At 64.7% G+C, this 12,745-nt stretch carries 12 protein-coding genes; 5 read left to right on the top strand and 7 right to left on the bottom strand.

Going from position 1 to position 12,745, the window contains the following annotated elements; genetic code table 11:
- Positions 1-13: 13 nt before the first annotated feature.
- From ACVWYS_RS01245 to ACVWYS_RS01230, 4 genes are all read right to left on the bottom strand, one after another.
- A complete protein-coding gene (locus ACVWYS_RS01245) occupies positions 14-697 on the bottom strand; it encodes a response regulator (RefSeq protein ID WP_456508167.1) in 684 nt (227 codons plus the stop codon).
- Positions 690-2,087: a sensor histidine kinase gene (locus ACVWYS_RS01240; RefSeq protein ID WP_456508166.1), complete on the bottom strand. Its 1,398-nt coding sequence runs from the start codon at positions 2,085-2,087 to the stop codon at positions 690-692. The genes ACVWYS_RS01245 and ACVWYS_RS01240 overlap by 8 nt, the downstream gene beginning before the upstream one ends.
- Before the next feature lie 281 nt (positions 2,088-2,368).
- On the bottom strand, positions 2,369-3,202 hold the full coding sequence (locus ACVWYS_RS01235; protein ID WP_456508165.1) for a sulfurtransferase: 834 nt from the start codon (positions 3,200-3,202) through the stop codon (positions 2,369-2,371).
- A gap of 191 nt (positions 3,203-3,393) precedes the next feature.
- Entirely contained in the window at positions 3,394-4,830 is a 1,437-nt protein-coding gene (locus tag ACVWYS_RS01230) for an MFS transporter (RefSeq protein ID WP_456508164.1), read from the bottom strand.
- A gap of 440 nt (positions 4,831-5,270) precedes the next feature.
- Between ACVWYS_RS01230 and ACVWYS_RS01225 the strand changes: the two genes are divergently transcribed.
- Together ACVWYS_RS01225 and ACVWYS_RS01220 are read left to right on the top strand one after the other, a co-directional pair.
- Positions 5,271-5,753, top strand: a complete 483-nt coding sequence (locus ACVWYS_RS01225) for a sensor histidine kinase (RefSeq protein WP_456508163.1) — start codon at positions 5,271-5,273, stop codon at positions 5,751-5,753.
- A 149-nt stretch (positions 5,754-5,902) separates the two neighbouring features.
- Positions 5,903-6,736, top strand: a complete 834-nt coding sequence (locus tag ACVWYS_RS01220; RefSeq protein ID WP_456508162.1) for a hypothetical protein — start codon at positions 5,903-5,905, stop codon at positions 6,734-6,736.
- A gap of 472 nt (positions 6,737-7,208) precedes the next feature.
- Here the strand turns inward: ACVWYS_RS01220 and ACVWYS_RS01215 are convergent, their stop codons facing one another.
- Positions 7,209-8,711, bottom strand: a complete 1,503-nt coding sequence (locus tag ACVWYS_RS01215) for a DUF222 domain-containing protein (RefSeq protein ID WP_456509113.1) — start codon at positions 8,709-8,711, stop codon at positions 7,209-7,211.
- 85 nt (positions 8,712-8,796) lie between these two features.
- Complete coding sequence (locus ACVWYS_RS01210; RefSeq protein ID WP_456508161.1) at positions 8,797-9,699, bottom strand: aminoglycoside phosphotransferase family protein; 903 nt, start codon at positions 9,697-9,699, stop codon at positions 8,797-8,799.
- Between the two features lie 191 nt (positions 9,700-9,890).
- Here ACVWYS_RS01210 and ACVWYS_RS01205 point away from each other — a divergent pair, with 191 nt between their 5' ends.
- Positions 9,891-10,367 (top strand): hypothetical protein, encoded by a 477-nt coding sequence (locus ACVWYS_RS01205; protein WP_456508160.1) that lies wholly within the window; start codon positions 9,891-9,893, stop codon positions 10,365-10,367.
- Positions 10,368-10,501: 134 nt separating this feature from the next.
- On the opposite strand, the gene ACVWYS_RS01200 is transcribed toward ACVWYS_RS01205, so the two are convergent.
- Positions 10,502-10,939 carry a hypothetical protein gene (locus tag ACVWYS_RS01200; protein ID WP_456509209.1) on the bottom strand — a complete coding sequence of 146 codons (438 nt, stop codon included), beginning with the start codon at positions 10,937-10,939 and terminating at the stop codon, positions 10,502-10,504.
- A 212-nt stretch (positions 10,940-11,151) separates the two neighbouring features.
- On the opposite strand from ACVWYS_RS01200, the gene ACVWYS_RS01195 reads away from it, so the two are divergent.
- Positions 11,152-12,072, top strand: a complete 921-nt coding sequence (locus ACVWYS_RS01195; RefSeq protein WP_456508158.1) for a LysR family transcriptional regulator — start codon at positions 11,152-11,154, stop codon at positions 12,070-12,072.
- 116 nt (positions 12,073-12,188) lie between these two features.
- Positions 12,189-12,488, top strand: a complete 300-nt coding sequence (locus tag ACVWYS_RS01190) for a hypothetical protein (protein WP_456508157.1) — start codon at positions 12,189-12,191, stop codon at positions 12,486-12,488.
- Positions 12,489-12,745 lie beyond the last annotated feature (257 nt).

Raw genomic sequence — 12,745 nt, 5'->3', positions numbered from 1 at the left:
CCGAATTGCCCGTTCAGGTGCCCAGCAGACGGCGTTCGTGGGCGAAGGCGACCAGCTGCAGCCGGGTTCGGAGCTCCAGTTTGTCCAGCACGCTGCGCAGGTGGGTTTTGATGGTTGCTTCGGAGACGAACAGGCTCTCCGCCATTTCGCCATTGCTGAGGCCTTTGGCCGCGAGCAGGAAGACGTCCCGCTCCCGCGCGGACAGGACGTTGAGGACCGACAGGTCCGGGCCCGCCGCGGGAGCACTGCGGGCCGCATGTTCAAACAGAGAGTGGATGGATCCTGGCGCGATGACCGAATACCCGGAGTGAACAGTGCGGATGGCTGCCAGGAGGAACTCCGGTTCCGCGCTCTTGAGGAGATACCCGCTGGCTCCGGCCTGCACTGCCTGGACCACGGCCTGATCCCGGTTGAAGGTGGTCAGTGCGATGATTCTTGGCTTGTCGGTGCCCGCAGCATCGGCGCGCTGCACAATCCGCCGGGTGGCCTCGACGCCATCCATGACCGGCATACGCAGGTCCATCAGCATGACGTCCGGACGACGTTCGCTTGCCAGGGCTACCGCCTGTTCCCCATCGTTCGCCTCTCCGGAGAGTTCCATGTCCTCCTGGCTCTCTATGAGCATCCGGATTCCTGCACGGAACAGAGGCTGGTCATCCACCAGGGCGACGGCGATGAGCGCCCCGGCATCAGCCACGGTCGTGCACTTCCCGGGCAATCGCTGCTTGCTGCAGTCCGATTGCGGCGAGCAGCGGCTGGGCTTCCGCATCCGCGATTTCCGTGAGGGAGCCCCCGGCTTCAGCGCAGGCTGTATCGTCCGCTTCTCTCGCTTCCCGGGTTCCGTAGGGGACGAAGACCGTCACACGGAAGTGTTCGCCGTCCGGGCCGGCCGTGAGCCAGCCGCCGGCCAGATGGGCGCGTTCGCGCATGCCGGGAAGTCCCCGCCCGCCCCGGGAGGAGGACGGATCGCCGGCGCCTGCTTGGCCGGGGTCTAGCGCCGAGGCCACGTGCAGGGTCAGGCCCGGGCCGCTCCAGTCAAAGTGGAGCCGCACGTCCGTGCCGCGCCCGCCATGTTTAAGCGCATTGGTCAGGCATTCCTGGACGATCCGGTAGACCGCCATCTGCTGGCCAGTTGAAAGTTCCACGGATGTTCCCGACTCGCTGCGGTGGACCTTCAAACTGCCGCGCTGCATCCCTTCGATGAGAGCCGGAATGTCGCTAAGTCGCGGCTGGGGCGTCACCATGCCGTCATCACAGACTCCCTCGATGACGCGTTGGGCGTCCACCAATGCGCTGCGGGCTGACCGGGCGATGGTGTCCAGGGCGTTGAGGACAGCTTTAGGCTGGTCCTTGCTCAGGTATCGGGTTCCGTCGGCTTGGGCGGCGATGACTGCCAGGGAATGGGCGAGGACGTCGTGCAGGTCCCGGGCGATGCGCGTCCGTTCCCGCTCCACAATCAGGTCGATCTCGGTTTCCTTCAGGCTGCTCTGCGCCAGCTCCCGTGCCCGGAACAGGCTGCCCCGTTCCTGGTACAGCGCCAACAGAAGTCCGACCGCGGCGCAGGATCCGGCTATCAACAGGAGGAGTGCAAATAGCTGCCAGCCGTAGTCCTGAAGCATCCAGCGGTCGCCGGCGTACGCAGGACGGTACCAGCCGACGCCGTTGCCGTACCTCCACGAGAGCATCAGGAACGCCATGATGGCAGCTGCGACCACGTTGGCGCCCGCAGCGATATAGCGCAGCCGCTGCGGTGCGGTCCACAAGATGAAGCCAAGAGCGACAAAGGAGCCCAGATAGATGGCCCAGTGGTTGGAAGCCATCGGCGGCAGTGCATGGCTTAGCTGTCCGGCAAGGAGTGCAACCGTGAACCCGAGGGACACCAGCGGCTTCCAGGAAGCTGTCGCAATGGCCAAGGTCATCAGCACCAGGGGCCAAGTTCCAGGCCAGCTGTCCAGACCCGTGTTGCTCACCCCGTACCCACCGGTCGGGCCCATTCGGCCGGCCTCGGCCACACACCACAGGGAGAAGAAGATGACGGCCGCCACGAGGGCGCCCCAATGCCGGACATATTTCAGAACTGGTTCCATGCCAGTCACCATATCCACGGCAATCACGCGCTTCTCTCCATTTGGCTGAGATCTCAACCTAAAAGCCAGAGGATTCATTCTTTGAGCCAGAAACTAGCTGCTACTGGCCACACGATACTTCCGTTCGGCGGTGAAAGGGGAGGAGCATTCGGGCCAGCGCTGAGAGAACTCCGGGCTGATGGCGTATCCACGGCAGAAGAACTCGAGCGCCTGATCGCCCTCGGCGCGCGGCAGAGAGATGTCGACCAAGAATTAGGGGTTCAGCAGTTTCAAGGCCCGCATCACGAGGTTTCCACCGGTGACTCGGGCCTCCGTCCCCATTCAGCCCAGGAACCTTCGTAGACCCGGACGTCTTCACGACCCAGCAGATAGGTCAGCGCGAACCACGCCGTGCAGGCTCGGATACCGATAGTGCAGTACGGGATCACCTCGCGAGCGCCTGCGGGGTCTATCGGCGCAAATATCTCCCGCAATTCTTCGACGTTTCGGAACGCCCCGCCGTCGTCGCGCAAGGCGTCGATCGACAAGTGAACAGCCGAGGGAATGTGGCCGGCGCGACCTCCTGGTTCGAGTCCACCCGACGGCCAGAACCGCTCGCCCCGGAATTCAAGATCACTGCGCACATCCAGAATCGTGACCGAGGGGTCATCAATCGCGCTCTGCACCCGCGTCCGGTCGGCGCGGAGCCGTTCATCCTGGCCGGGCAGACGGTAGTCGGTCGTAGCCGGTGCGGGCACCTCCGTGGTCCACGGACGTCCGGCCTCTTGCCACGTGTCTCGAGAGCAGTCGAGAACGCGAACGTCGGTATGGCCGTAGAGCTTCATGAGCCAGAAGCCCATTGCCGGTCCATAGCCATAGAAGACCACTGTTGAGTCCGGGGCAATCCCGGAACCGGCGATCAGCTTTTGGACAGCGGCCGTATCGACGAGCTGGTAGTTGCCGTCCTTCAGGTCCCGGTAGACGTTCCACAGCACAGCACCCTCAATGTGCCCGCGGTCATAAGACGTCGCATTCACGTCGATCTCAATCAGGCGAAGCCCTGGATCGTGCAGATGCTCCTCAAGCCATGGCGCATCGACGAGGACATCGCCCCCTGCATCGCCCGTATCGTACATCTCCGGACCTCCTGAAATGCGTCAGGGAACGGGACGCAGCCCGCTCTTCGCTGAGAATCCGCACATTACTCCGCTTCCGGTCCATCCGGTACGGGCAGCGGCAATGACGGTGGCTGCCGGGCTGCAACTATGTGACCAGCGGGACCGGCGGCGGGCTCTCCCGCCCCGTCAAGGGCTCATCTGGCTCTGAATTACTCTCGCGCTGCTGCGTGGACCTGCTTGACGGGTTTTGTGGCGGGCATGCCGATGACGGCGACGACGGTGAGCACGGCGGCGATCAAGACGGCCAGGAAGACGGCGGAGGAGGCCGCGACGACTGTTTGGGGGTCCGTCTCGCCGTGCAGAGTGCCGGCGTAGACAGCGTTCGCTATCGCCCCGAAAACGGCGACGCCGATGGAGCTGCCGATCGACCGCGCGAACAGGTTGGTGCCGGTGACCACACCGCGCTCGTTCCATTCGACGCTCGATTGGGCGGCGATCAGTGTCGGGGTCGCGACGAGCCCGAGACCCAGCCCGACGATGAAGCAACTGCCCGCGACAAGCGCAACGCTGGGGACGGAGGCGGTGAGGGCAAGGACTGCTGTGCCGATGACGGTGACCGTGATGCCGATCAGGGCCGTGTTCCGGAACCCGATCCGAAGATACAGGCGGCCCGATTGGGACGCACTGATCGGCCAGCCGATCGTCAGCGCCGCGAGGGCGAGCCCGGCCAGGATCGGGGAGGTGGAGAGTGCTCCTTCGAGGAACGTGGGAACGTAAGAGGTGAGGCCAAGCATGACCGCTCCGACGCCGAAGGCGATCATCGCCGTCGTCGCCAGCAGCCGCCGGGACACCACCCACGGCGGCAGGACCGGCTCCGCCGCCCTCCGTTCAACCAGGAGGAACGCGGCGAAAAAGAGGGCGCCACCCGCGAAGACTGCAATGCTGATGGCGGAATCCCAGGCCCAGGCCTGGCCGCCCTCGAGGGCCCCGAGAATGAGCAGGGTGAGAGAAACGGTGAGCAGCCCCGCCCCCAGATAGTCGACCCGGTGTTTCACGCTCTCAATATTTTCGTGGAACGACCGGACCAGCATCCACCCTGCCACCAGGCACAGCGGGATGTTCACGAGGAAGATGCCACGCCAGATGCCCAGTGCGGCAAACACGCCGCCGAGCGTCGGGCCAACCACCGAGGAAACTGCCCACACGCTCGCAAGGTAGCCCTGCACTTTTGCCCGCTCTGCCAGCGTGTAGATATCGCCGGCGATGGTGATGGCCATCGGCTGGACCGCTCCCGCGCCCAGGCCCTGCACCACGCGGAAGGCGATGAGGACCGGCATGCTCCAGGCAACGCCGCACAGGATCGAGCCGAGCAGGAACAGACCGATGCCGATGAGCATGATCGGCTTACGGCCGATGGTGTCGGAGAGCTTCGCGTAGACAGGTACTGACACGGCCTGCGCCAGCAGGTAGGCGGAGAACAGCCACGGGAACGACGCGAACCCGCCGATGTCTTGCACAATCGACGGCACGGCCGTCGCCACCACGGTCGCATCGATCGCCACCAGACCCGTGGAGAGCATCAGGGCAATGAGGACAGGTCCGCGTTTGGAGCGGAAGCCGACTCCGTCGGCAGTCGATGTCGTCATGTGATCTCGTTCCCATCCGCGTGCAGGGCGCGTTGCGCGCAGAACCGGTTCCGGCCCCGACTGCATAACCGCACCCTTCACCGAATTAGTCCCCGACGCCCCTCATAACGCTCCCGACCGGACCGCTCAAGAGGCTCGCCGACGTCGAGAAAGCGGCGGTGATCAAGCGAACGACGGCGGGACTTTGAGTTCTAGCGGTAGTTGCAACACTCCGTGCGGGCGGCCTCACGTTCCGAAGCGACATCGTCAAAGGCCCAGGCGGTCAGCAGATCCTGCTGGAGGACCCGTCCGGCAATGTGGTCGAGATATTCCAACCCGCAGGCACCTAAACACCGCGGGCCGGATGAACTCTGCTGCCAGGCAGACGACGGCGAGACATCCTGCCTCTGCCCTCGGCGCGTCACCGGAAAATGCCAACGGCATAGGCGCACAGTAAGAATATGAAATCACTACAAAGCGATGAAGTCGTCGCCGTACGTGGCGTCCTCACCGATACACACCCGGTCGATTTCCATGCCCTTGGGCTGACCGGCGCAATTGACCGTCTGACCCTCCCCCTCCGCAAACGCGGCATCGTGGTGCATCTGGAGACTCCGCAACACCGGATGGAAGTGGACCGACAGTCCGCAACTCTTCTGTACCGGGCGGCGCAGGAGCTCCTCAGCAATGTCTATAAGTTCGCTCAGGCATCAGTTGTCACGGTCCGGCTCAGCTGCGTCTCCCACGGCATGACCCACGGCATTCAGCTCAAAGTGACCGACGACGGCGGTGGTTTCGACGCACCGGCAGCCATGATTGGCCGGCACACCGGCATGGGGCTACGCCTTATGCGCCTGGCGGTGGACCTTGCTGGCGGAGAGGTGATGATCGATTCGTCCGCCGCCGCAGGAACCCGTGTGACCATAACGCTGCCCCTGGACTAGCGCCGGCCCGGAGGCCGCAGTGGCATGAACCTCGACCCTCCTCTTGTCCGTGAGAAGCGTCACAAATAAATACGGCCGCAGCCGGGAGTGAGCCGCAGGCAGGTAAAGTTATCTGTTCGTAACATTACCTGACTGAAATGTGTTTGAAGATGCCTGCAGACTCCGCTAACGAAGACAAGCCGAAACAGCTCCTCGGGCTAAGCGGCACCCAGACTATTGGCTCGGCGTTGGCCGCGGTGACCTCTGCCTTCGTGGGGTCCTTCCTCGGCGTCGCCGGGACCCTTATCGGCGCCGCACTCGGCTCTATCGTTGCCACGGTGGGCGCCGCTCTCTATGCCCGAACACTCAGCTCGGCCGCCGCCGTGGCATTGAGGAAAATGCCCCAGCGACGCGTGGGTGGACTGCCCGCTGACGACGGCGACGTGCTGGCCGCCAGCGCTCCGGCCGAGAGACCTCGAGCCAAACGGGTGAGGATGCAGTTCACCCCCAAGACCTGGATCAAGGTCGGGGCGGTCAGTGCTGCCGCATTCGTTATCGCGATGGTCGGTGTCACGGCAGTCGAATTCGGAACCAATAAGCCCCTCTCAAGCCTTGTCTCGTCGACGTCGAGCATCGACGGCCGTGCGGCCGGGCCCACGACGACGCTGGGCTCAGCGCTGAGCGGCACTCCGACCGTCCCGGACAAAACGGACGCATCCACCAAGGACGTGAAGGACGTGCCTGGGCAAGTCGCGCAAGTGCCGGGGCAAGTCCAGGAAGGCTCCAACAAAAAAGATGGCCTGACCACGGACGGTAGCCCCAGTGGCGCGGACAGCGGCTCGGCCGGAACCGCAGTGCCGGGAGCCGGCCAACCAAGCGTCACCATGCCGGCGGACGTCGTCCCCGAAACCGGCCAGAGCTCGAACCCCGCCCCCACGACCGAACCGACCCCGCAGCCCGAGGTGTCCTCGAGTTCGAAAACGGCCCAGCAGCCCGCACCGTGACGGCGAAGTGAGGGCGGGGCCGACAGGAACCTGATCCTTCGGGGCCGTGCTTAGGTTTGAACAGCCACCCGGCACCGGTCCACCTCGCCCGGGGCACCTAACCTGTTAGTGATGGTGGGCCAGGGCGGTTGTGTTGTCGCGGCTAACTCATCCGGCGGGGATTACCGAATTCTCAGCGGTCAGCCCCCGCCCTGGCCTTCGCGGGCCACTTCTTCCAGACTCCTGGCTGTCGGCGCTGCCGTCATCAGCTGCCCTAACACTCCGACGCCTACGGCCCGGCCGAACTTCACTACCTCGGCGCGAGATTGTGGTGCACCGCACCAAGGTAGTGAGCGGATGGATCGACGACGACGACTGTTCCGACGCGGACGCCCGCAGGATTGTGCAACTCGTCGCACACGAGAACGCCCACCGTGTGTACGTGCTCCCCTGGGCATCGGAGCATGGAGCACCGGAACATGGAGGGGCGATCTTATGCCGCGATGAACAGTGCCCAGCCAGGAAAGGGATCCACCGGTAATGGCGGCTCGGTCTCGCCGGGTCCGACGGCGCCGCCGGGTCCGACGGCACCGGCAAGTACGTCCGGCCATTCGGGCGGATCCGTTTCCCAATCGGGCGGTTCCAATTCCCGGTCGGGCGGTTCCGGCGCCGGGCCTTCACCGGCGTCCCCGAGGGACTGCGGCCAGTGTGGCGGTTCCCAGTCTTGTTGTTCGCTGGGATACGAGCGTCCCGCGGGTGAGATCCAGCCGGGTGGCTGGTCCCGGGTGGCGTCAACCGGCCTCCATGCTGTGGTGTGTCTGAGACGGTGGTGCCGCCGGCATGGCTGGCCCAGGTTGGTGATGCCGGTGCCGCCTCCCTCGGACCAGGCCAACACGTGATCCGCTTCGTTATCCAGAGAATGGTTATTGCAGCCTGGAAAAGGGCACCGGCCATCCCGAAGCCGCAACCATTGGCGCATCGCCTTCGGAACCCGGTAACTGGTCCGCCCGATCTCCAGCGGCGCTCCATTGCGCGGATCGGTCAGCACACGCAGGAACGATCCGGCCCCATCCCCCACAAGCCGACGGGCCATGGTCGGAGGAATGGGACCATACCCGTCCAGCGTGGCCGGTTCCGACGCGGCGCCTAAAAGAGACAGCGCCGGCACGGTCACCAGGACCTGCGCCTTGGGTGACGGAGTTCCTTCCGCCACCCCCGCCAGCAGCCAGTCAGCGGCGACGTCCGCACGGAGCTGCGTAAGGGTCCGGGATTCATTCGGCCCCTGCAGGGCACGCGCCGCCTCCGTGGCACGGGACCATACACCCACCGCCACATCAGCAGTCAGATAGGCCGAGAGCCAGGCCATGCCATCCCGGTCCGGCACATATTCCAGCCGCCGGTCCTCCTCACCCTTGCGGTGGCGCGCTTCGATGCTGACAGGATGGTGCAGCTCACGCCATCTGCGCGCTTTGGCCCGGAACCTGCCCGGAACTAGCTCCCCTGCCGGGCAGCCGCGCGCCGCAAAGTCAGCTTCGGGGTCCAGGAAATGAGCCTCCAAAGCAGCCCCCGCGGCGGGATCCAGCCCGGACGTTTCATCACACATCACCCGCGCGTGTTGCCAGGAAATGCTTCCTGCCTGCAGCGCAGACAGCGTGAGGGGCAACCTGGTGGTCAATATGGCTGACTCAGCCAGGAGCGCCGCCGCCGATCTTTCACTCACGGTCAGGACACAGGCCACCTCTGCTGTCACCGCCATTTCCTGGGCGGTGCGCTCCTGCGGGGAAACGGCCGGGGACGCCATGGCGGCGGCAGCGCGGGCATATCCGGCGGCGAAGTGCACTTTCAGCGCGGCAAGCCTGGCCTCCATGCGGCCTACCTCAGCCATGCCGTCCAGGCACGCGTCCGCTTCGTCCCGGAGAACGTCAGCGCCAGTCGAGGCCACGTTCCCGGCTCCGCGACCTGCGATAGCAGACATCGCGGCGAGGGAGGCCTCCATGGCCTCCATGGCCTCCAACGTCTCCGCAGCTGCTCTGCCTTCCACACTCACAGCATATGAGGAGGCACCGACATTAACGCCGGCGTCAGGGTTGCAGGCTAAGTCCGTCATCCAGGATCTGCCTGATCCCGAACCTTCCTACCCTGAACATCCGCGGATTATCGTCGGAGTTGCTCAGCATGGCGGTGGACAGGATGAGAGCCCACCCGCGGGCCCTCTTCCAGGTGTCCCCATCCACTGCGGAGCCAAAGGCGCCCATGAAGCGGCGGCGTGTGCCGGCGTCGAGCATCAGCCACCCCACCGCAAGATCGACAGCCGGGTCCCCTGCCCCGACGTCGCCGAAATCGATGACGCCGGCCAGGGAGCCGTTGTCCGCCAGCAGGATGTTGCCGGGGTGGAGGTCCCCGTGGAGCATCATCGCCGGACCATCCCAGGCTTTGGCGGCACAGGCCTGCGCCCACACTGCCCTCAGCGCGGCCGACTGCGGGTAGCGTTCGCGGTCCTCGAGCCGTTCCACCAGCACAGCGTCACGGTCTGTCAGCGGCACGCCCCGGAAAGGGTTGACCGGGACGCCCGTTTCGGCGGGCACGTGAAGGGACAGCAGGAAATCGGCCAGGCCTGTGGCCGCCGGTCCGCGGCCAGCCGGGCCGACGTCGGCCGCAGCGGTTCCGGGGACCCACCGCACGATGCTCCACGGCCACGGAAAGTCCGACGTCGGCCTGCCGGCATGGACGGGGACAGGAACCGCAACTGGGGAGCGGCGAGCTATGTCGGGAAGGTAGCGCTGCTCATGCAGTATCAGCGGAACGGCCTCCGCCCTGCGCGGCAGCCGGACGGCCAGGCCGTCACCGAGCCGGAAGGTCGCGTTGTCCCAGCCGTTCGCAACCCGCGCTATAGGACAATCGCCGAGGTCGGGCCGCTGGTCCCGGACGAGGCGCTGGACGACAGCGCTACTAACTTCCACCGTGGCCCGCGGCATTTCCGCCATTCAGAAACCCGCCTTCCTGGTGCCTGCAGTGCAATGCAGTCCGGTCCTTGTCCGAATATAGTTCACGACCCCCGAGCGGACGGGGAGCCGGACGAGGCCTGCGTCGAACACCGGACGCTCCAACCACGAGTACGCTCCGACCCCCGGCCGCCGCAGCCGCACGCTCACCGCCGACATGGAAGTATTCACTTATGACTATCGATAGTGATGACGCCAACCTCCCGGCGCAATTGGACTCCCACGGCCTAGACGACTCCACAGAAGTCAGCCGTAGCTGGGACCACATCGGGGCCATCGTTGTCGATGCCACCTTGCAGCGACGACAGAACTACCACGCGACCGTCAGGCCACGAGTTGTCGCCCTGATCGAGGCCTGGCCGGATGCCGCCACGACTAGTGGATTCCGGCGGCACCTCGATACCGGGACGCTTTCCGAAGTTATCGACTGGCCGTCCCCCGGCCGCCTCGCCCAAGTAGACGACATGACGCGCGTGTTGGAGAGCCAGGGCATCGAGACGGTGGCCGAACTCCGAGGAGCGCTTGGCGACGACGACAACAGGGCCGTTCTCCGCGAGGCTCTTGGCGCCGTGCGGCACGTCAGTCCCAAAACGCTGGATTACATTGACACCCTGAGCGGAGTGTCAACGGGCGGGGCTGTCGAAGAGTAAACCCGGGGTGGTCCAGCCTGCCGGCGTCGAGGACTCCCCTTGATCTGACGAAGGGCCTCACCTGTGCGTTGCAGATCGAGATGAGGCGCATGAGGGCGGGGACGTTGCCCGATGAGGACGCTGCCCCGCTCGCGTTACCGTCTGTTTTTAACGCTGCTGAGGCTGAACTGTATGCTCCTGTCCGGGCTGTCCTCGCTGAGCTTCAGGACCCGAACTTCTACGTCGTAACCCTCAATTACCGCAGAGGCAGAACACGCCTCGTACGTGCCCGTGACGTTTGACGGCAGCGGAGAAGTCTCGCAGTCGCCCTTCACTTTCGCACCGTTCATGGCTTCGTCACTGATGCGCTGCACGTCAGCAGGCGTTACTTTCCGTTCCGTCCGGTAGCTGCGCCACATGCTGTCACAGTCCACGTCGTAGCGGATGCAGAACGGTCCGCCCGTAATATTCTCCCCCTCCGCGTTCCATCCCGGAGCCGGGTGCATCCGGTCTGCGATCGCAACCATCGGTGCCGTCGCAATAACGTGAGTCACCTGAAGGATTGCAGGAATGCCAAAAATGGCTGCGAGCACGATGAGGACTACCTTCAGCCACGTCGGAAACCATCGCCTCTTGGGCTGCGGTGAGCTGCCAGAACGAATCTGCATGCCTTATTGTCGCCTCTGTTTGTGATTCGCAGGATTTTCCATTCCCGTGTCCGTTGAAGCGAGAGACTCCGAACTTATTCAGTGGCGTCCATGGACGATTGGTGGCGCCGGCCGGGAGGGTGCTGTAAACCGATCTCATGTTCTTCCGTCAACTTGAGTACATGGTGGCCCTGGACCGCGAGCGTCACTTCCTGCGGGCTGCCCAGTCCTGTTCGGTTTCCCAGCCGGCCTTGTCAGAGGGGATCCGGAAGCTGGAGGAGGAGCTGGACGTTCCCTTGATCCAGCGGGGCAACAAATTTGAGGGCCTGACAGCCGAAGGGCAACAGATTGTAGTCTGGGCCCGGAGGATCCTCGCGGACCGTGACGGACTGAAAGAGGAGATCGGCGCGATGCGCGCCGGGCTCAGCGGACGGCTGCGTTTTGGGTCCGTTCCGACCGCTTCGATCGCATTGTCCCTGCTCACAGCTCCATTTTGCGCTAAGCACCCGCTGGCGCGGGTGCAGGTTGTGTCTGACCTGAAATCCGAGGATGTTCTTCGAAGGCTGCAGAATTACGAGATCGATGCCGGCATCACCTACGTCCGGGATTCCATCCCTGGCGAGTTCCAGGTGGCCCACCTATACATGGAGAAGTACGTCCTGCTGACGGCCGCCGACACGGGGACTCGGGTCGAGTCGGCAACCTGGGCGGCTGCCGCTGCCCTTCCGCTCTGCCTGCTGGATCCAGTGATGCAGGGCAGACGGCGTCTCGATGACGTGTTTGCCGAGGTGGGTGTTATGCCGTCACCCCGGGTAGAAACCGACTCGGTGTCAGCGCTCTTCGCGCAAGTAACGACGGGGCCGTGGGCAACCGTAGTGCCGTCCGCCTGGCTTCACGTCTTTGGCGTCCCAGCCGGGATGTGCGCGTTGCCCCTGGTGGAGCCGGAGCGCGCCATACCCGTCGGACTTGTCACCCTCGCCGCGGAGCCGGGCTCCGTTATGGCCCGCGCCATGGCCGCCGTCAGCCGGGTGACGGACCTCACATTCCTGGAGCATCTCCCTCACGAGCAGGCGCCATAGACGCCGCCTATTGTGCGATCGTTTTTCCCTGTTTGATACCTATGATGCAGAGGCGGAAGGTGGATCTCAGGCGGCTACCGTCTCGGCCCGCCAGCCTTCCTACCATTGGAGATCCCGTGATAACCCAGAATCGAAATCCAACCATTTCAGGGAGTCACTCCGCCGCTTCCGGGACTGCTGAAACACGGCCGACAGGCCGCTACGCAGCATCCGGCCGTTACACCGACCTTGACACGCTCGTCCGGGGCGACGCCCGCCGCGCCGTCCGCCCGGGCAGCTACACCGACGTCGATACCCTCACCCGCCCGAAGTCCGACATCGTCCGCCCGGGCAGCTACACCGACGTCGATACCCTCACCCGCCCGAAGTCCGACATCGTCCGCCCGGGCAGCTACATCGACATGATGCTCCCCTAGGCCAGGTCTCCGGCCCCGGGCGTACCGGAAGCTACACAGAAACGGCGTGCAGCGCAGGCTAAAACGCCCGCAGCATGCTTCCCAATGGCGTCACCCAAGGACGTGTGGCGCAGCTGGCCGCTCCCCTCCATGCAGGAACGTATCCAATTGAAATGTCGCTCGGAGCGTGACTTGTAAGAGTCTTCACTGATTGCATAATTCTTGCATTTGACGGCACACAACGCCCCGCCCCCGTTTGGGGCGGGGCGTTGTGTGCC

The organism is Arthrobacter sp. TE12231 (assembly GCF_054062895.1).
This window is presented reverse-complemented; position numbering and strand designations above follow the sequence as displayed.